General features: G+C 73.1%; 19 protein-coding genes. 7 read left to right on the top strand and 12 right to left on the bottom strand.

The features are described 5' to 3' along the window. Positions 1-87: 87 nt before the first annotated feature. The 9 genes from K8F61_RS12910 to K8F61_RS12950 all read right to left on the bottom strand — a co-directional run bounded on the left by K8F61_RS12910 (position 88) and on the right by K8F61_RS12950 (position 10,756). Positions 88-819, bottom strand: coding sequence for an ABC transporter permease (locus K8F61_RS12910; RefSeq protein ID WP_231819402.1), 732 nt, complete (start codon positions 817-819; stop codon positions 88-90). Beyond that, positions 816-1,511, bottom strand: coding sequence for an ABC transporter permease (locus K8F61_RS12915; protein WP_067250301.1), 696 nt, complete (start codon positions 1,509-1,511; stop codon positions 816-818). The genes K8F61_RS12910 and K8F61_RS12915 overlap by 4 nt, the downstream gene beginning before the upstream one ends. A gap of 1 nt (position 1,512) precedes the next feature. Beyond that, positions 1,513-2,379 carry an ABC transporter ATP-binding protein gene (locus K8F61_RS12920; RefSeq protein WP_231819403.1) on the bottom strand — a complete coding sequence of 289 codons (867 nt, stop codon included), beginning with the start codon at positions 2,377-2,379 and terminating at the stop codon, positions 1,513-1,515. Between the two features lie 19 nt (positions 2,380-2,398). Next, on the bottom strand, positions 2,399-2,710 hold the full coding sequence (locus K8F61_RS12925; protein ID WP_231819404.1) for a DUF427 domain-containing protein: 312 nt from the start codon (positions 2,708-2,710) through the stop codon (positions 2,399-2,401). Positions 2,711-2,777: 67 nt separating this feature from the next. Next, a complete protein-coding gene (locus K8F61_RS12930; RefSeq protein WP_231819405.1) occupies positions 2,778-4,193 on the bottom strand; it encodes a dihydrolipoyl dehydrogenase family protein in 1,416 nt (471 codons plus the stop codon). Positions 4,194-4,300: 107 nt separating this feature from the next. Beyond that, positions 4,301-5,461 carry a lactonase family protein gene (locus tag K8F61_RS12935; RefSeq protein ID WP_231819406.1) on the bottom strand — a complete coding sequence of 387 codons (1,161 nt, stop codon included), beginning with the start codon at positions 5,459-5,461 and terminating at the stop codon, positions 4,301-4,303. A gap of 129 nt (positions 5,462-5,590) precedes the next feature. Continuing rightward, positions 5,591-6,877 (bottom strand): adenylosuccinate synthase, encoded by a 1,287-nt coding sequence (locus K8F61_RS12940; protein ID WP_231819407.1) that lies wholly within the window; start codon positions 6,875-6,877, stop codon positions 5,591-5,593. 293 nt (positions 6,878-7,170) lie between these two features. Then, positions 7,171-8,595: a mechanosensitive ion channel domain-containing protein gene (locus tag K8F61_RS12945; RefSeq protein ID WP_231819408.1), complete on the bottom strand. Its 1,425-nt coding sequence runs from the start codon at positions 8,593-8,595 to the stop codon at positions 7,171-7,173. A gap of 1 nt (position 8,596) precedes the next feature. After that, positions 8,597-10,756 carry an adenylate/guanylate cyclase domain-containing protein gene (locus tag K8F61_RS12950; protein WP_231819409.1) on the bottom strand — a complete coding sequence of 720 codons (2,160 nt, stop codon included), beginning with the start codon at positions 10,754-10,756 and terminating at the stop codon, positions 8,597-8,599. Between the two features lie 492 nt (positions 10,757-11,248). On the opposite strand from K8F61_RS12950, the gene K8F61_RS12955 reads away from it, so the two are divergent. The 7 genes from K8F61_RS12955 to K8F61_RS12985 are packed head-to-tail and all read left to right on the top strand — an operon-like array spanning position 11,249 to position 17,585. Then, positions 11,249-12,214 carry an AAA family ATPase gene (locus K8F61_RS12955; protein ID WP_084344947.1) on the top strand — a complete coding sequence of 322 codons (966 nt, stop codon included), beginning with the start codon at positions 11,249-11,251 and terminating at the stop codon, positions 12,212-12,214. A gap of 31 nt (positions 12,215-12,245) precedes the next feature. After that, complete coding sequence (locus K8F61_RS12960; RefSeq protein ID WP_067250794.1) at positions 12,246-13,139, top strand: DUF58 domain-containing protein; 894 nt, start codon at positions 12,246-12,248, stop codon at positions 13,137-13,139. Continuing rightward, the gene (locus K8F61_RS12965) at positions 13,126-13,617 is read left to right on the top strand and encodes a hypothetical protein (RefSeq protein ID WP_231819410.1); all 492 of its coding nucleotides are present in this window, start codon (positions 13,126-13,128) and stop codon (positions 13,615-13,617) included. Before K8F61_RS12960 ends, K8F61_RS12965 begins: the two co-directional genes overlap by 14 nt. Beyond that, entirely contained in the window at positions 13,608-14,603 is a 996-nt protein-coding gene (locus tag K8F61_RS12970) for a VWA domain-containing protein (RefSeq protein WP_231819411.1), read from the top strand. The genes K8F61_RS12965 and K8F61_RS12970 overlap by 10 nt, the downstream gene beginning before the upstream one ends. Beyond that, on the top strand, positions 14,600-15,649 hold the full coding sequence (locus K8F61_RS12975; RefSeq protein ID WP_231819412.1) for a vWA domain-containing protein: 1,050 nt from the start codon (positions 14,600-14,602) through the stop codon (positions 15,647-15,649). Before K8F61_RS12970 ends, K8F61_RS12975 begins: the two co-directional genes overlap by 4 nt. After that, entirely contained in the window at positions 15,646-16,464 is an 819-nt protein-coding gene (locus tag K8F61_RS12980) for a hypothetical protein (RefSeq protein WP_231819413.1), read from the top strand. Before K8F61_RS12975 ends, K8F61_RS12980 begins: the two co-directional genes overlap by 4 nt. Further along, positions 16,458-17,585, top strand: a complete 1,128-nt coding sequence (locus K8F61_RS12985) for a hypothetical protein (protein ID WP_231819414.1) — start codon at positions 16,458-16,460, stop codon at positions 17,583-17,585. Before K8F61_RS12980 ends, K8F61_RS12985 begins: the two co-directional genes overlap by 7 nt. Here K8F61_RS12985 and K8F61_RS12990 read toward each other — a convergent pair. From K8F61_RS12990 to K8F61_RS13000, 3 genes are read right to left on the bottom strand one after another with little or no spacing between them, the layout of a single operon-like run. Continuing rightward, positions 17,576-17,935, bottom strand: coding sequence for a hypothetical protein (locus K8F61_RS12990; protein WP_231819415.1), 360 nt, complete (start codon positions 17,933-17,935; stop codon positions 17,576-17,578). The two genes, K8F61_RS12985 and K8F61_RS12990, sit on opposite strands and share 10 nt — an antisense overlap. After that, positions 17,932-18,552: an Asp23/Gls24 family envelope stress response protein gene (locus K8F61_RS12995; protein WP_231819416.1), complete on the bottom strand. Its 621-nt coding sequence runs from the start codon at positions 18,550-18,552 to the stop codon at positions 17,932-17,934. Before K8F61_RS12995 ends, K8F61_RS12990 begins: the two co-directional genes overlap by 4 nt. Next, positions 18,543-19,109, bottom strand: coding sequence for an RNA polymerase sigma factor (locus tag K8F61_RS13000; RefSeq protein WP_231819417.1), 567 nt, complete (start codon positions 19,107-19,109; stop codon positions 18,543-18,545). The genes K8F61_RS12995 and K8F61_RS13000 overlap by 10 nt, the downstream gene beginning before the upstream one ends. Between the last annotated feature and the right edge of the window lie 16 nt (positions 19,110-19,125).

Here is a 19,125-nt window from a genome sequence, read left to right on the forward strand (position 1 = left end):
CTCCGGTGGTCTGTGCTGTGGTCTGGGTCTGTGAACGGGGTCTGGACTGTGGTGCGGGTCTGGCGTCTGGGCGGGGGATCCGGCGCGTCAGGTGGTGCCGGCGCGGACCGCCCCGCGAGCGCGCGAGCGCCGTTCGGCGCGGGGACGCGGCGCCTCGCGGACGCCGAGCGGGACGACGGCCTTCTGCAGGAGTGCGAAGAGGAGGTCGGCGAGCAGGGCCAGGAGGGCGACGAGGAGCGCCCCGGCGAGGACCTGGTCGAACCTCCGCAGCGGCAGCCCCTGGATGATCGGCCACCCGAGCCCGCCCAGGTTCACCCAGGCGCCGATGGTGACGGTCGCGATGACCTGCAGCACCGCCGAGCGCAGTCCCCCCACCACGAGCGGCAGGCCGAGGGGCAGCTCGACCTTGACGAACACCTGCCACGGCGTCATCCCCATGGCCTTGGCGGCATCGCGCACCCGCGGGTCGATCGCCTCGATGCCGGTGTACGCCCCGGCGAGGATCGGCGGGATGGCGAGGAGCACGAAGGTCACGAACCCCGCGGTCGGCGTCTGCAGCACCCCGAACAGCAGCACGAGCAGGATGAGCAGACCGAAGGACGGCAGGGCGCGCGCCGCGCCCGAGATGGCGACGGCCACCTCGCGGCCGCGGCCGGTGTGCCCGATCGCCCAGCCCGCCGGCCCCGCGATCACGAACGCGATCGCCACGGACACGACCGTGAAGAACAGGTGCTGGCCGAGCAGGACCGGCAGGGCGTAGCTGCCCTGCCAGCGCTCCGGCGCGACCAGCCAGGCGAAGGCCTCGGCGAACAGGTTCATGCGGCCGCCCCCTCCGTCACGGGCGCGACCCGCCGCGGCCTGCGCCGGGCGCGCGGCCCCGTGACCCGCTCCCACGGCATCACGAGGCGGCCGAGGACCACGAGCAGCGCGTCGACGAGGAGCGCGAGGACGACCGTGGCCACCACGCCGGCGAACACCTCCTCGATCAGGCGCCGGTCCAGGCCCGTCGTGAAGAGGTACCCGAGGTTGGTGACGCCGATGAGGATGCCGACCGTGGCCAGCGAGATCGTGCTCACCGCCGCCACCCGCAGCCCCGCGAGGATGACCGGTCCCGCCAGCGGCAGGTCCACCGCCCAGAACCGTCGCGCGGATCCGTACCCCATCGCCGTGGCCGCCCGCCGCACGTCCGCGTCCACGGAGTCCAGCCCGTCCGCCACCGAGCGCACGAGGATCGCCACGGCGTAGATCGTGAGGGCGATGACGAGGTTCGTCTCGCTGATCGCCGAGTAGCCGAGCACGGACGGCATGAGGATCAGCAGCGCGAGCGACGGGATCGTGTAGAGCAGCCCCGTCAGCACGATCACCGGACCGCGCACGAGCCGGAAGCGCGCCGCGAACCAGCCCAGCGGCACGGCGATCACCAGCCCGAGCACGATGGCGATCAGGCTCTGCCGCAGGTGGACCAGCGCGAGCTCGAGGATGAGCCCGACGTTGTCCGCGATCCACTGCATGTCAGCCGCCGCTCGCGTCCGCGGTCGTTCCGTTCGGCGTCGCGGCGCCGCTGCCGTCGTCACGGAGCGCGCCCTGCATCCGGCCGTCGGCGTCGACGACGATCGTCCCCTGCGGCGTCGTCTTCAGGTGAAGCGCGCGCCGGCCGCGGTCGGCGCCGACGAAGGCGGAGACGAAGTCGTCGGCGGGGGCCTGCAGGATCTCCTCGGGCGTGCCCTGCTGGACGATCCGCGCGCCCACGTCGAGCAGTACGATCCGGTCGCCGAGAAGGAAGGCCTCGTCCACGTCGTGCGTGACGAACACCACGGTCTTGCCGAGCTCGCGCTGCAGACGCAGCATCTCCTCCTGGAGCTCGGTGCGCACGATGGGATCCACCGCGCCGAACGGCTCGTCCATCAGCAGGATGTTCGGGTCGGCGGCGAGCCCGCGCGCGACGCCCACGCGCTGCTGCTGGCCGCCCGAGAGCTGCGCCGGGTACCGGTCGGCCAGCGCGCGGTCCAGGCCCACGGTGTCGAGCATCTCGCGAGCGCGGTCGGCCGCCTCGGAACGACCGACGCCGTTCAGCCGCAGCACGGTGGCGACGTTGTCGAGCACGGTGAAGTGCGGCATGAGACCGCCGTTCTGCATCACGTACCCGATGCTGCGGCGCAGGGCCACCGGCTCGCGGTCGCCCACGCTCGTGCCGTCGATCTCGATCGTGCCCGAGGTCGGGTCGACCATGCGGTTGATCATCCGCAGCAGCGTGGTCTTGCCGCATCCGGAGGAGCCGAGCAGCACCGTGGTGCGCCGCGGCGGGATGACCAGGCTGAAGTCGTCGACGGCGCGCGTGCCGTCGGGGAACTGCTTGGTGACGGATCGGAACTCGATCATGATCCCTGCTCCGCGACCCTCACCCGGAGGAGCGCTCCACCTCCACTCCGGGGGCGAATGCGACGTAGCCGGAGAAGTCCCGGCCGACCCGTTCGATCCCGGAGGGGTAGGGCTCGGGGTAGGACCAGGCCAGATCGGCGTGCGTCTCTCCGTCGGCCACGACCGAGTAGTACTGGCACACGCCCTTCCACGGGCAGGTGTACGGCGTCGGGCTCTCCACCAGCACGCCCTCGCGCACCGCGGACGGCGGGAAGTAGTGGTTGCCCTCGATGAGGATCGTCTCGGCGTCGTCGGCCTCGGCGATCACGGTCCCTGCGAGTACAGCTCTCATGCTCGTTCCTCCTGGGTCGAATTCGAGCGTAGGGGACACCACCGACATGGGGGCGGAGATCGGCCGATCAGGCCGAATCCCGCCCGTACGCCTCCAGCAGCCGCAGCCACACCTCGCTCATCGTCGGATACGACGGGACGGCGTGCCAGAGCCGCGCGAGCGGGACCTCGCCGACCACGGCGATCGTCGCGGCGTGGATGAGCTCGGCGACGTCCGGCCCCGCCATGGTGACGCCGAGCAGCACCCCGCGGTCCTCGTCGACGATCATCCGCGCCCGCCCCCGGTAGCCGTCCTCGTGCAGGCCCGCACCGGCGACCGAGGAGAACTCCACGTCGACGGCCCGCACCCGTCGTCCCGCCTCGCGGGCGGCCGCTTCCGTCAGGCCCACCGCCGCGACCTCCGGCTCGGAGAACACCACCTGCGGCACCGCGGCCGCGTCGGCCGTCGCGACGTGGCGGCCCCAGGGCTGCTCGTCCACCGGCTCCCCGAGCGCGCGGGCGGCGATCGCGTCCCCGGCCGCGCGCGCCTGGTACTTGCCCTGGTGGGTCAGGAGCACCCGGCCGTTCACGTCCCCGACCGCGTACAGTCCGTCGACGCCGGGGACGCGCAGGGTGTCGTCGGTGCGGATCCACGCCCCCGGCTCCAGCCCGACGGCCTCCAGGCCCAGGTCCGCCGTGCGCGCACGTCGCCCCGTCGCGACGAGGACCTCGCTCGCGACGACCTCGCCCGCGTCCGTCGTCACGACGACGGCGTCCTCCCGCCGCTCGACCCGCTCGATCCCGGTGTCCGTGCGCACGTCCACGCCGAGCTCGCGCAGGCCCTCGGCCACCCGCTCTCCGGCGAACGCCTCCATCCCGCCGAGCAGGCCGTGCCGGGCGATGACCGTCACGACCGAGCCGAGCGCGGCGTACGCGGTGGCCATCTCGACGGCCACGACGCCCCCGCCGATCACGGCGAGCGACGCCGGCACCTCCTGGGCGCTCGTGGCCTCGCGGCTCGTCCAGGGACCTGCGTCGCGCAGACCCGGGATGTCGGGGACGTCCGCGTCCGAGCCCGTGCTGATCGCGACCGCGTGCCGGGCACGGAGCGTCCGCCGCTCCCCGTCCGCCGTGGCGACCTCGACCTCTCGCCGACCGACGAGACGCCCGTGGCCGCGGACGAGGTCGATCCCCGCGCTGCGCAGCCAGCCGACCTGGCCGTCGTCGGACCAGTCGGAGGCGAACCCGTTACGCCGGGCGAGGACCGCCCGCACGTCCAGGCCGCCGGTGACCGCCTCGGCGCTGCCCTGCACCCGCTTCGCGGACCGCAGCGCCTGGGCCGGGCGCAGCAGTGCCTTCGACGGCATGCACGCCCAGTACGAGCACTCGCCGCCGACGAGCTCGCTCTCCACGATGACGGCCGTGAGGCCCGCCTGCACGACGCGGTCGGCCACGTTCTCGCCCACCGGACCGCCGCCCAGCACGATCAGGTCGTACTCGTCCATCCGTCTGCCGCCTCTCCGTCATCGGGGTGTCTCCACCCTTGCAGAACCGCGGCCGGCACAGGGCGATTCCCGGCGGATCCCAGGTTCCGAAGCGCGGACGACGCGACTCAGCGGACGGGGAGGATCACCGTCGGGGTCGGCGCGGGGGCCCGGTGCAGGACCCGCCCGGGGGCTCCGGTGCGCTCGTCGAGATCGAGGATCGCCACCTCGTCGGACCGCTGCCCCGCGACCAGGAGCGCCCCCTCGTGCACGAGGTGGTGGCGGGGCCAGTCCACGCCGGACTCGGCGAGCGCCAGGGGCTCCACGGTGCCGCCGTCCCCGCGGACGCGCAGGGCCGCGATCGTGTTGCTCCCGCGCAGCGCGGTGTAGAGCGTCGCGCCGTCCCGGGACCGGGCGAGCTCGGCGGGGTAGTCGGATCCGATCTGCGCGAGCGGCGTCGCCGTGGTCGCCGCCGCGATCGACCACCGTCCGTCCGGTCCGGCGGCGAGGGTGAACACCTCGCACGAGTACTCGGTCACCACGTGCAGGTGGCCGCTCGGGTGGACGACCATGTGGCGCGGGCCGGTGCCGCGCGGCAGCACCACCTCGTGATCCGGGACGAGGCCCCCGTCCGCGCCGGGACGCCAGAACCGCACGAGATCGAAGCCGAGATCCGTCGTCGCGATCCGTCCGTCCGGGAGGAACGCGGCCGCGTGCGCGTGCGTGACGCGCGGGTCGCCGTTCGGGTCGAGGCGATCGGGGTCGGCCGCGTAGGGGTCCGCGGCCGGGTGCGGATCCGCCGGGCGGGCCGTGTCCGCGGACGCGTCGGGGCCCTCGCCGAGCAGCGCGGCGCGGACGGCGGCGGCGCGCTGAGCCCGGTCCGCCGCGGGCGCGATCAGCGCGCCGTCCGGGCCGAGCCCGAAGCGCACGACGCGCCCGTCGCCGTAGCAGCTCGCGACGAGCGCGTCGCCGCGCGGGGACACGGCGAGGTGGCACACGGCCGCCCCCGCCGCCAGCGGCTCGCCGAACGAGGACAACCCGGTGTCCCCGTTCCGCCGGAAGGCTCTGACCTCGCCCGCGCCCTCCAGCGCCGCGTACACGACGTCCAGGGAGGGATGGGCGGCCAGCCAGGACGGCGACGGCGCGGGCGCGACGGCGCCGCGGTAGCCCAGCGACCGGATCGGCGCGCGCTCCCGTCCCGGGTGGTCGTCGCCGCCCGCCAGCAGCCCGATGCCGTCGGCGGATCCCTCCATGTCGGCGCCGTAGCCGCCGAGCCAGAACCGCGTCATGTGCGCCCCTTCGTCTCTGTCCGCGATCGTCTCTCCGGGAAGAGGACGCGGGAGGACCCTCCCGGTCCCGTCGTTCCCGACCCGAACCGCCCGCCTCTCCCGCGTCGTGCGCGGCGTGTGCGGACCCGGTCAGTCGACGAGGTCGTGACGGACGACGACCTCGTCCCGCTCCGGCCCCACGCCGATCACGGAGATCCGGGTGTTGCTCATCTTCTCCAGCGCGAGCACGTAGTCCTGGGCGTTCTTCGGCAGGTCCTCGAACGTCCGCGCGGACGAGATGTCCTCGGTCCACCCCGGGAAGTACTCCAGGATCGGCTTGGCGTGGTGGAAGTCGGTCTGGTTGACCGGCACGTCGTCGAAGCGCTCCCCGTCCACGTCGTAGGCGACGCAGACCGGGATCCGCTCCAGGCCCGTGAGGATGTCCAGCTTCGTCAGCACGAGGTCCGTGATCCCGTTGATGCGGGTCGCGTACCGGGTGATCGGGGCGTCGTACCAGCCGACGCGACGGGGGCGACCGGTGGTCGTGCCGAACTCGAAGCCGCGGGCGCGCAGCCAGTCGCCCTGCTCGTCGAACAGCTCGGTCGGGAACGGCCCCGAGCCGACGCGGGTCGTGTAGGCCTTGACGATCCCGACGATGCGGTCGAGGCGCCCGGGGCCCACCCCCGATCCGGTCGAGGCGCCGCCCGCCGTGGCCGACGAGGAGGTGACGAACGGGTAGGTGCCGTGGTCGACGTCGAGCATGGTCGCCTGGCCGCCCTCGAACACGACGACCTCGCCGCGGATGAGCGCCTCGTCGAGCAGCGCGCTCGTGTCGGCGACCATGGGCCGCAGCCGCTCGGCGTAGGAGAGGAGGTCCTCCACGATCTCCTCGGCCGCGATCGCCCGGCGGTTGAAGACCTTGACGAGCAGGTGGTTCTTCTGGTCGAGGGCGCCGTCCACCTTCTGACGCAGGATGTTCTCGTCGAACAGGTCCTGCACGCGGATGCCGACGCGGTTGATCTTGTCGGCGTAGGCGGGGCCGATCCCGCGGCCCGTGGTGCCGATCATGCGCTTGCCGAGGAAGCGCTCGGTCACCTTGTCGAGCGTCCGGTGGTACTGCGTGATGATATGCGCGTTGGCGCTGATCTTCAGGCGCGAGACGTCGATCCCGCGCGAGCCGAGGGCCTCCAGCTCGCTGAAGAGGACCTCCAGGTCGATCACCACGCCGTTGCCGATCACCGGGGTCACGCCCGGGGAGAGGATGCCGGAGGGGAGCAGGTGCAGGGCGTACTTCTCGTCGCCGACGACGACGGTGTGCCCGGCGTTGTTGCCGCCGTTGAACTTGACGACCCAGTCCGTCCGCTCGCCGAGCAGATCCGTCGCCTTGCCCTTGCCCTCGTCGCCCCACTGGACGCCGACGATCACGATTCCTGGCATGGGTTACCCCCTTTGCGGGCCGCTCGCGCAGCCGCTGCTTCGCCGGGTTTGCACCGGCCGTGAGCTGGCCCGATCGGGCCACCCCATCCTATCCGGCCCCCTCCGACGCCCCGCCGCCGCCTCCCTTCACCCCGCACTCCCCGAGGCGGAGAACCCGCGCTCAGGCGGAGAACCCGCGCCCGGGCGGAGGTCGCATGCTCAGGCGGACGACACGCGCCCAGGCGGAGGATCAGCCCGGATGCCTCCGCACCAACAGGGGTTCTCCGCCGCGACGACCACCACGCCCGCGGGGGCTAGCGGTCGGTGAGGGAGCGCCGGGTCAGGCCCACGGCGGCGAGGGCCTCGGTCGCCCGGGTGCGCAGGAGCTCCAGCGATTCGCCGATGTCGACGGCGAGCCGCGGGTTGGAGCGCACGAGCGCGTCCACCGTCGCGAGGGGCACCGCGAGCACGGTCAGCACCTCGGCGGCGGTCACCACGGCCTGGGTCCGCTCGCGAGTGAGCGCCGTGTGGCCGACGACCTCACCCGGCTCGGCGGAGGCGAACTCGATCCACCCGCCGTCCACGTCCAGCGCCAGCGTCGCGCGCCCTTCGGCCACCAGCAGCACGCGGTCCGGGACGACGCCCGTCGGGATCACGACCTCGCCCGCCCCGTAGCGCTCGAGCCGCGACGACTCCCGCAGCAGCTCGCGATCGTGCTCGCGCAGATGCAGCCTCGGCCCGAGATCTTCCACTGCGGCCTCCAGGAGCGCGGGCTCGGCGAGCGGATCGCTCCCGTCGCCGTCCAGCGCGAACCCCCTGCGCCGTGCCGCGTACCAGAGCCACGAGAGATAGAGCGAGAGCGCGCGTCCGGCGTCGGCCGGCGAGGCGACCGGGATCGAGACGCTGAAGGCGCCCTTGCCCGCGTACTCCACGCCCACGCGCGCGTCGCGGATCCGATCCGGCAGCGCCTCGGCCACCTCCACCAGGAGGGCCATGACCTCGTGCGGCGGATCGTCCGTGGTGAAGGCGACCGACGCCGTCGCCTGGTACGGCCCGTCGGGCTCGCTCAGATTGGTGAACGACGCGCCCGACAGCGACGAGTTCGGTACGATCTGGATGCCGGACCCGGTGTCGATGTGCACGGCCCGCCAGTTCACCTCGACGACGCGCCCCTTCACCCCCGCCGCGTCCAGCCAGTCGCCGATCTTGAAGGGCTGCTCGAACAGCAGCAGCAGGCCCGAGATGACCCCGCCCACGGCGTTCTGCAGCGCGAGGCCGATGACGATCGACCCGACGCCGAGCGCGGCGAACAGACCGCCGACATCCGCGTCCCACACCCAGGAGAACAGGATCGCGAGCCCCACGACGACGAGGACGAGCCGGGCGATCTCGACGAAGATCGACGGGATCCGCTTGCGCCACGACCCCTCCGCCGCGTTGGAGAACAGCACGACGTTGAACGAGGACAGGACGAGGAGGATGAGGAGGAACCCGAACACCGTCGCCACGACCCGCACCCAGACCTGATCCGCCGGGGACCGGATCGCGAAGGCCAGCAGCGCGAACAGGGCCCCCGCCGGCAGCACGGCGTTGCGCAGCAGCGCCACGGGTCCGGCGAGAGCGTGCCGCCGGCGCCGCAGCACTCCGAGCAGCTCGGTGAGCCCGACCAGCAGCACCGGAACGCCGACCGCGAGCCCGATCACCCACCAGGCCCAGCCGTCCTGGAACGCCGCCGCCATCTCAGGCGACCTTCCAGACTGTCTCGGCCCCGCCGCGGACCTCCACGGTCCCGGCCTCCTCGTACGTGAACATCTCCTGGGTCCGGTCGCGCACCGCCTGGCTGACGTAGATGCCCGGCTCGCCGGTCACCGACCGCACGCGGTACGCGAGGTTCACGGCGTCGCCCCACAGGTCGTACGCGAGGCTCGTGCGCGCCACGAGACCGCTGGTGACGGTTCCCGTGTCCACGCCGACCCGCAGCGCGATCGCCGCCCCGTACTGCGCGTTGAACCGCTCGACGACCTCGACGAGGCTCCGGGCGAACTCCACGGCGCGGCGCACGTTGTCCACCCGAGGGACGATGAGGCCGGAGGATGCGAGGTAGCCGCCGCGGAGAGTGCGGACCTTCTCCACGCCGGCGCGCTCGGCGGCCTCGTCGAACCCGCGCATCAGCACGTTGAGCTCGGCGATCTCGTCGGTCGCGCTGAGCCCCTCCGCGTGCTCGTCGAAGCCGATCAGCTCCCCGAACACCACCGAGACGTTGTCGTGCGCCTCGGTGATCGCCTCGTCGCCCTGCTTGTACCGCTCGGCGACGCTCTCCGGCATCAGGGTGTGCAGCAGCTTCTCGTTCTCGATCCGCTGCTCGTCGATCAGGTCCTGTTTGATCCGCAGGCTCGAGGCCATGTCGTTGAACGCGCTGCCGAGATCGCCGAACTCGTCGCGGGAGCCCTGCGGGACCTGCACGTCGAGATCGCCCTCCGCGACCCGGTGCACGGCGCCGACGAGCCGGTGGATCGGGCGCGTGAACACCTGGGCGAGCAGCAGGGACAGCAGGGACACTCCGAGCAGGATCCCGAGCAGGGACAGCAGCACGTTCCTGGTGAACTCGGCCACCGGCGCGAACGCCTCGGCCTCGTCGATGCGCGCGATGACCACCCAGTCCAGCCCCTCGACGGGCAGCGGCGCGTACGCGGTGACGCTGTCCCCGCCGACGTAGTCGCGACCGGTGGTGGTGCCGCTGCGGCCGGCCTGCGCCTCGTCGACGGCGAAGGTGCGCACAGGCTGGAGCAGCACCGTCCCGCCGACCTCGGTCACCCGCCGGGCGATCGTCGGGGGCGTTCCGCCGTCGATGATCCGCTGCTCGTAGGTGTCCGGGTGCTCGATGAGCTTGCGGGAGTTGCTCCGCATCAGATCGTCGCGCCCGACGAGGTACACCTCGCCGGTGTCCCCGAGCCCCTGCGCCTTCCAGTCCTCGCCGCCGGTCATGACGTCGTTGATCGCGTCGAGGGAGACCTGGAACGCGATGGCCCCGGTGATGCGGCTCGCGTTGCCGACCGGGGACAGGACCCACATCGACGGCACGTTGAGCGAGGGGATCCACCGCTCGAAGTCCGTGAGCTCGACCGCGTCGACGGAGTTGGTCGCGATGACGGAGCGGTACGCCTCGGCGAAGGCGCTGTCGCGGTAGGGGCCGGTGTTGACGTTGGTGCCGAGGTCGACGCCCTTGTACGCGGAGAACACCACGTCGCCGTCGAGGTTCAGCAGCAGGGCGTCCTCGTAGCCGGCGTCGCGGATGAGACGGCCGAAGTAGTCGCCGTACCGGTCCGCGGCCTGCGAGTAGGCCGTGCCGTCCCCGCTGTCGTTGCTGTCGAGGAGCTCGTCGTAGTCGGCGTCGAAGTCCTCGTTGCGGACGGTGTACTGCAGCTGCAGGTACCGGCCCGCGGTCGATTCGGGGATGAAGGCCGACTCGCCGTACTCGTCTCCGGTGGCCTCCTCGAGCTGCGGGATGAACCGGTCCGCGTAGTAGTCGCGGAGCCGCTGCTCCTGCTCCGGTGCGATGGTCTGCTGCTGCAGCTGCGCGAACGCGTCGTTCAGCGCGGTCGACATGCTCTGCGCGCTGAGGTTGCGGGAGTCCATGGAGGCGCCGCTGCGGATCCCCTCGATCGCATTGGTCATCTCCGCCGCCCGCATCGAGCGGATCGTGATGAGCTGGTCGACCGCCGAGTCGTGCAGCGACTGCCGGCCGTTGACGAAGCCAATGGCGCCGACGATGAGGGAGGAGACGAGGCTCACCCCCAGCAGCATGACGAGGAGTTTGGACTGGATGCTGAGCCCGGGTCGCACCCGGCGGCGGCGCCCCTTCGGGGCGCGTTCGTGCTCGACTTCCGTGACCTGCTCCATCCGGTTCCCCCCGATGCGATGAACGTCCGTCTCTGCGAACGTAGCGGTATACCGGCATTCGGGGGAAGGGTCCGCGCCGGGAGCCGGCGGGCGGACACGCGTGGGGAGTGCTCCCCATCGCACATCCAGCGCATCCGGTTACGCTGGCACGGTGCCTCGGCGACCGGCGGCCGCACCCGCGGGCCGGACGCCCCGCGCACACGCCGACGACGAGGGGGGACCACCATCGTGGACCAGATGAACGACGTGCCGCCGTACGCGACCGGCGGCCCCGGACACACGCCCCCGCCGCCGCCCGCCCCGTCGGCGCCGCCGGTCCCTCCGGCCCCCGCCGCGGCCCCCGCGGCCTCTGTCGCACCCCCCGCGGCCCCCGCGGCCTCTGTCGCACCCCCCGCGGCCCCGCAGACGGCGCCGGCCACCGGACCGGAAGCCGCCGACCCGGGCACCGCCGACCCGGCCGGCGAGACCCGGCCCGCCCCGACCGACGCCGAGATGGCCCGCGCCCGCGAGATCCTGCGCACCGTCTCGGACGCGTACTCCGCCAAGATGGTCGGCCAGGAGCGTCTGCGCACGAGCCTCCTGCTCGCGCTCATGGCGGGCGGGCACATCCTCCTCGAGTCCGTCCCCGGACTTGCCAAGACCACGGCCGCCAGCACGCTGGCCGACACCGTGCAGGCCGATTTCAAGCGCATCCAGTGCACACCCGACCTGCTCCCCAGCGACATCACCGGCACACAGATCTACGACTCGGCCAGCGGCACCTTCCGCACCGTCCTCGGCCCGGTGCACGCGAACTTCGTCCTGCTCGACGAGATCAACCGCTCCAGCGCCAAGACGCAGAGCGCCATGCTGGAGGCGATGCAGGAGCGGCAGACCACGATCGGCGGGGAGATCCACCGGGTGCCGCGCCCCTTCCTCGTGATCGCGACGCAGAACCCGATCGAGCAGGAGGGCACCTACGAGCTGCCCGAGGCCCAGATGGACCGGTTCCTCCTCAAGGAGATCGTCGAGTACCCGAGCCCGGCCGAGGAGCTGGAGGTGCTGGCACGCATCGACTCCGGCGCGCTCGACCCCGAACGGCACGTCCACACGGCGATCTCCCTCGCCGACGTCGAGCTGCTGCAGGACGTCTCCCGGCGGATCTACGTCGACGCCGCCGTGCGCAACTACATCGTGTCCCTCGTCTACGTGACGCGGAACCCCGTGCCGTACATCGGCGAGCGCCTGGGCGGCTACATCAAGTACGGCGCGAGCCCCCGCGGCACGATCGCCTTCCTCCAGGCCGCCCGCGCCCTCGCGCTCCTCTCCGGCCGCAGCCACGTGATCCCCGAGGACATCCGGAACCTGCGCCACCTCGTGCTCCGCCACCGCGTGCTGCTCACGTTCGAGGCGGAGGCCGAGGGCGTGCGCAGCGAGGACGTCATCGACGCCGTGTTCGGCGCGGTGCCGACCCCGTAGCGCCGCCCGCGCCGATCCCGAGGCCCCGCTCATGCCCAGCCTGCTCACCCCGGTGAAGGGGAAGCTCTTCATCACCTCGTCGCGGAAGTCGACGCACGCGCTCGACGGCGCCTACGCGTCCCTGCTGCGCGGGCGGAGCCTGGACTTCGAGGACCTGCGCACCTACGAGTACGGCGACCAGATCCGCGACATCGACTGGAAGGCCACCGCCCGGCTGGGCGCGCCGATGATCAAGCGGATGCGGGCCACGCGGATGCACACCGTGCTCTTCGCCGTCGACACGGGCCTGGCGATGACCGCACTGGCCCACGACGAACGGCCCAAGCGCGAACTGGCGATCCTCACCGTCGGCGTCCTCGGGCTGCTGTCGCTGCGCCACGGTGACGACTTCACGCTCGTGCACGGCGACGCGCGGGGGTTCCGTCGGCGGGAGATCGGGCGCAGCGAGGCCGCGCTGGAGCACACCCTGCGGACGATGGACCAGGCGATCCGCTCGGCCGCGGCGCCCGGCGACCGCGACGGGCTGCTCTCGTACATCGCGCGCACCGTCACCCGGCGGATGATCGTCGTAGTGGTGACCGACGACGCCCCGCTCACCGCGGAGACGGAGCGCCTGCTGCGCCGGCTCCGCGTGCAGCACGAGGTGCTGTGGATCACCCTGCACGACGCCGACCCGGTGTTGCCGGCGCGGGCGCCGGGGACGGCTCCGCGGCGGGACGTCGGATCCTCCTGGCTCGTCCCCGACTTCGCCCACGGCGACGCGGCGATCGCGGCGGAGCTGGCGGCGCAGGACGCCGCCGCCCGAGGGCACCGGGACCGGACGCTGGACCGGCTGGAGATCACGCACGCCGCGCTCGGGAGCCAGGACGACGCGGTGTCGGACCTGCTGCGGATGCTGGATCGGAGATCGCATGTCCGGTCCTGAGGAGCTGTACCCGCCCGCCCAGTACGCCGCCGGGTGGATGCTGCTCGCCTTCGGCGTCCTCGCGGCGCTCGTCCTCGCGGCGTGGCTGGTGATCGCGCTCACCGCGCCGCGTCGGCGCCCCGCCCCGGTCGCCGCCCCGGCACCGCCCGCCCCGCTGTTCGTGGACGTGTCGGCGGTGCTCCGCCAGGAGTACCTCGGCGGCATCGCGCGGATCGAGCAGCGGTACCGCGACGGCGAGCTGGACGCGCGTCGGGCGAACCTCGAGCTGAGCCGGGCGGTGCGCGCGTTTGTCAACGAGTACAGCGGCCTGGAGGCGCCGGTGCTGGCGCTGGAGGACCTGGAGCGCGCGGGCGTCCACCCCGCCCTGCTGGAGGCCCTCCGCCAGCACTACTACCCCAGCGTGTTCCGGCGGGGACCCGCGCTGGACCCGATCGCCGGCGCCGAGGCGGCCCGTCGGGTGGTGACGACATGGCACTGAGCTCGCTGACCTGGCCGTGGATGCTGCTCGCCGTGGCGGCCGCGGTCGTCGTCGCCGTCGTCGTCGGGGTGCTCCTCGGATGGCGCCGGGGCCGCGACGACGCCTCCGCGGCGGGCGCCCCGGTGGCCCGCGCCGAGAGGGTGCGCGGCCTCGGCTCGTTCGCCCAGGCCGTCCGGCGGCGCCGGCTGGCGTTGTCCGGAGTGGTCGGGCTGGGGGTGCTCGCGGCCGTGCTGGCCGGAGTCGTCGCCGCCCGCCCCACCGAGGCGCGGACGATCCAGCCGGAGACCGCGAACCGGGACATCATGCTGTGCCTGGACGTGTCGGGCTCCATGACCGAGGTGGACCGGGAGGTCGTGACGATCTTCTCCGAGCTCGCCGAGGGCTTCGAGGGGGAGCGGATCGGGCTGACCATCTTCAACAGCTCCCCGGTCCAGGTCTTCCCGCTCACCGACGACTACGAGTTCGTCCGCACGCACCTCGACGACATGGCGCGGAGCTTCGACTACACCGACACGGTGCCCGAGCACTGGGTCGGCACGATGAACGGTCCCGGCGCCTCCCTCATCGGCGACGGGCTGGCCTCCTGCGCCCTGCGCTTCGACCACGGCGACGAGGAGCGCGCCCGCTCGATCATCCTCGCCACGGACAACGAGCTCAACGGATCGCCCATCGTCTCCCTGGCCGAGGCTGCGGCCTTCACCGCCTCCAAGGACATCCGCCTCTACACGATCAACCCGGTCGACGGGATCGACTCCGGCCTCAGCGACGAGCTGGCGGAAGCGGCCGCGGCGACCGGCGGGCGCGCGTTCAGCCTGCGCGACACGACCACGGTCGCGGAGATCATCGACGAGGTCCAGGAGCAGGAGGCCAAGACCCTCGTGGGCGAGGCGACCGTGGTGCGCGCCGACGCCCCGCAGCCCTGGATCGCCGCGCTCCTCGTCGTCGCGCTCGGCTTCGTCGTGCTGCTGTGGAGGGTGCGCCTGTGATCCTCCAGCCCGTCATCCCCGCCTTCCTCGTGGTGCTCCTCGTCGTGCCGATGCTCATCGGCACGGGATGGATGCTGTGGCGGCCGGCGACGGCCCCCGGTGCGGCGACGGCACCGGCGGCGAGCGCGCGCGGGGGCTCGCGCGCGCTATGGGCCCTGCGGCTCGTCCTCGTGCTGGCGTGCGGGCTGCTGCTCCTGCGTCCCGGCATCCCCGGCGGCGAGGTGCGGACGCTGGCGACGGACACGGACATCGTCGTGCTCGTCGACACGACGGCGAGCATGGTGGCCGAGGACGGCGAGGACGACGAGCCGCGGATGACCCAGGTGCGCGAGGACGTCCGCGCGATCGCCGCGGCCTACCCCGGCGCGCGGTTCGCCCTGATCACGTTCGACGCCGCCGCGCAGCTGCGTCTCCCGCTGACGACCGACACCTCCGCGCTCGTCTCCGCCGTGGACGTCCTGCAGCCCGAGGTCACCCGCCAGTCCCGCGGCAGCTCGGTCGGGATCGCGGCTCCCCTGCTCGCGGAGACGCTGCGCGGCGCGGCGAAGTCCGATCCGGAGCGCGCCCGGATGGTCTTCTACCTGGGCGACGGCGAGCAGACCGCCGCCACCGCCCCGGAGTCCTTCTCCGCCAGCGCGAAGGACGTGGTCGGGGGCGCCGTCCTCGGCTACGGCACCGCGGAGGGCGGCCCCATGCGCGAGACGACGGGGGCGTTCAGCGGCGAGGGCGACTACATCCTCTATCAGGGCGAGCCGGCGCTGTCCGTCATCGACGAGACGACGCTGCGGACGATCGCCGACGAGCTCGGCGTCGACTACCTGCCCCGCGCGGGGGCGCCCGCGCTCGACCTGCCCCCGGCGCCGTCCACGACGACGGCCTACCGCGAGGGCGGCACGACGGGGAACGTCACGGACCTCTCCTGGGTCCTCGCGCTCGTCATCGCCCTGCTGCTGTGCGTGGAGCTCGCCCGCGCCGCGATGCTGATCACCCGCATGCGGGGCCTCGCCGTCCGCGGGGGCACCGGCGGAGGAGGGGAGCCGCGATGACCGACCTGCAGAGCCCGCCCACGGCGGACCCCGCCGTCTCCTCCCCGCGCGACGCGCAGGACGCGGCCGCGGCGCTGATCGCCGCCAACCGGCGCCGTCGCACGGCGCGACGGTGGATCGCCGCGGGATCGGTGCCGGTGGTCCTCGCGGCGCTGCTGCTGGTGGGCAAGCTCCTCAGCATGTACGCGTTCGCCTACCAGTCCATCGCCTCGTACGTCGGCGGCGACAACGCCGGATCGGTGCGCGCCGCCCAGGGCCTGGATCCGCTCAACTGGTTCGAGCCGTACAAGGCGCCCTTCGACCAGGGGGTGGGCCTCGCCGCGGGCGGCGACCTGCCGGAGGGTCAGGCGAAGTTCGAGGAGGCACTCGGCCTCGCGCGCGGCCTCGAGGTCTGCGACATCCGCGTGAACCTCGCGCTCGTGCTGGAGTGGCGGGGGGACGCCGCGTCCCAGGCGGGGGACGCGGTCGGCGCCGCGGAGTTCTACGGCCGTGGCCTGACCGTCACCGCCGAGACACCCGAGGAGTGCCGGAGCCCTGAGGCCCAGCAGCAGTCGTCGGACCCGGAGCGCGACATGAGCGAGACGCTCGACGAGCTCTCGGACCGGCTTCAGGAGAAGCAGCAGCGCCAGCAGGAGCAGGAGCAGCAGGGGCAGCCGGATCAGCCGCAGGAGCAGGAGCCCGAGCAGCAGCAGCCGGATCAGTCCGATCTGGACGACCTCCAGGACCGGCTCGAGCAGGGCGAGCGCGAGCGGCAGCAGAACCAGCAGGACCAGGGCGACGACGGCGGCAGCGGCGGGACGGAGAAGCCATGGTAGACCGCGAGCCCCGCTACGTCTCCCGTTCCGAGGGCGCCCCTCCCGTCCCGCCGCCCGGCGGGTACCGCGGTGCGCGCCGGCTGACGACGCCGGGATCCCTGCCGCCCGGGGCACCCGTCCCCGCCGGCGCCGCGGACGCCGTTGCGGGCGCGGGGAGCCCCGGGCCGGCACCCGTCGAGGACCGGGCCCCGCGCACCGGCCCTCTGGGCTGGGTCGCGCTGGGCGCCGCCGTCCTGTTCGCCGTCGTGCTGCTGGCCCTGCTCGCCGCCGGGGCGGTCGACGCCTTCTACGGCACGACGATGCTCGTGCTCCAGCTGCTGGTCCTCGGAGTCGTCATCGCCGGCCTCACCGTCCGACGCGGCCGGCTCCTCTCCGCGATCGGCCTCGCCGTCGTGCTCCTGTTCAACCTGGGGACCGTGGGCGGGCTGGGCGCCGTGAGCGCGGACGCGGGCGGCGGCTACGAGGGGCGCAAGACCGAGGAGCAGAAGCTCTGGGAGGCGTATCCGGGGATCAAGGACGTGGATCCCCGGGCGACTCTGGCCCAGCCGTCCCTGGAGGAGGTCCGCGCCCAGGCCGAACAGACGCTCACGAGGGTGCGCGAGCGCCTGTCCGCGGAGTTCGGGTTCACGTGGGTGCCGGTGGGCGATGAGACGCTGCGCCCGGAGCGCAACGGCTACGGCGGCGAGTCGATGCTCGTGCAGTACACCTCGGCGTCCTGGGCGACGACCGAGCCGGTCACCGGATACCCGACGAAGCTCGAGGTCATGCGCACGGTCGAGGACGAGCTGATCCGCAGCGGCTTCAGCTCCATGCTGGCCTTCAACGACCCCGCGTCCGGAGTGGATCCCGGCGTGATCCGCAAGATGTACGGGGGCGACACGCCTCAGGATCAGGTGCTCTGGGAGTGGTACGCGAGCACCTACCCCGAGCCGACGCTGTTCTACGCGGACATCACGGACCTCGCCAACGACGTCAGCGGTGACTACCGCGCCTCACGCGAGGCCACGAGCGCCCGCACCGGCGAGCCCCTCGAAGGGCTGAGCCTCACCGTCGTCGCCCGCGAGGTGCTCAGCGCCGACGACGTCGAAGCCTTCGAACAGGCGTTGAAGAACTACCCCTGATCCCCCGATCCGCGGGATGACGCGGCGACCGAGCGCGCGTCCACGTGGGCCACGGTCAGCACCACGCGCACGGGGCCGGCGACCTCGCGGACCGCGCGATGGGCGTCCCTCGTCGTGCGCTTCGCCGACGACGAGGCGACGCCGATCGACACCTCCACGAGCGTGGCGCCGTCGGCGTCCGTCACCCGCACCCGCGGCGCGTCGGCCTCGCGGATGCCCATCGCCCGGGCGCCCAGGTCGACGGCGGTCGACAGCGCCCCACCGGGGCGGAGGACCTCCGCCACCCCCGGGACGCCCGCCAGCGCCCTCTCCACGCTCCCCGCGAGCGCGGTCCTCTCCTCGTCGTTCACTCGTGGCCCTCCCCCGGCTCCCAGCGGACGTCGTGCACCGTCACGTCGATGTCGGCGATGACGAGATCGGTGTGCTCCTCCAGTCTGCGCGCGATCTCCGCGCGCAGGAGCCCCGCCGTCGTCGTGATCGGGTGGCCGTAGCGCACGCTCACGTCCACGGCGACCCGGATCGGCTCCCCCGGCCGGGTGACGTCGCCCTCCAGCCGGCACCGGCCGATCAAAGCCGCCGGCACCGCGCGCTCCGCGTCGCGGATCAGCCCGCGCACCGCCCCCTCCGTGATCGCGAGGTCGGCGTCCTCCTCCGCGTCGAGCGGGATCCGGCGGCCGGCGCGGATCTCGCGCCCGATGCCGCTCATGACCTGCTGGATCCAGTTCTCGTCGACGGGCGGCTCCTGCGCCGTGTCCGCCTCGAGCAGATCCGCGCCGAGCGTGTGCAGCCGTTCGAGTGCGTCGAGGGCCAGCCGGCACCCGGCCGAGCTCTCGATGGCGTCGTCACGGGGGGTGCGCCCCGACTCGATGTAGTCGACCAGCTCCTCGAACGTGTGCCCGTCGAGGTCGGCCGGGTCCAGGGCGATGCCTCGGCGTCCGGATCGGTCGTCGTCGATGGTCATCTCCATCCCTCCATCCGAACGATGATGTCCTTGCGCGCGCGGGCCAGGAGGCCCCGCACGGTCGAGACGGGAACGTCGAGCTCCTCGGCGATCTCGTCATAGGAGAACCCGCCGAGCTCGCGCAGCGTCCAGCAGCGCCGCTGCGCCTCCGGCAGCTGTGCGAGCGCCGCCGTCAGCGCGTCCAGCTCCGCGCGGGTCTCGACGACACGGGCCGGGGAGTCGTGCGCCGGCGCGGGGGTCTCGATCCCGTCGATGTCGACGTGCGCGTGCGTCGCCCGCAGCCGGTCGATCGCCCGGCGGCTCACGATCCGCATCAGCCAGGACTTGACCGCCCCGGGATCGGTGAGCTCGTCCATGCGCTGCCACGCCGTGACGAACGCCTCCTGCACGATGTCGTCCACGTCCGCGGTGCTGCCCATCAGGCGCCTGGTGTACGCGCGCATGCGCGGCGCGAAGCGCCGCACGAGCACCGCGAAGGCCTCGGTGTCGCCGTCCGCCGCCCGGCCGGCGACCGTGCGGTCGTCGGCCTCGGACAGCGACAGGCGGTCATCGACCTCCGTCACTTCCCTCTCCCCCCGG

Origin of the sequence: Microbacterium resistens (assembly GCF_021172025.1) — a bacterium.
GTDB classification, from domain to species: Bacteria; Actinomycetota; Actinomycetes; order Actinomycetales; family Microbacteriaceae; genus Microbacterium; species Microbacterium resistens.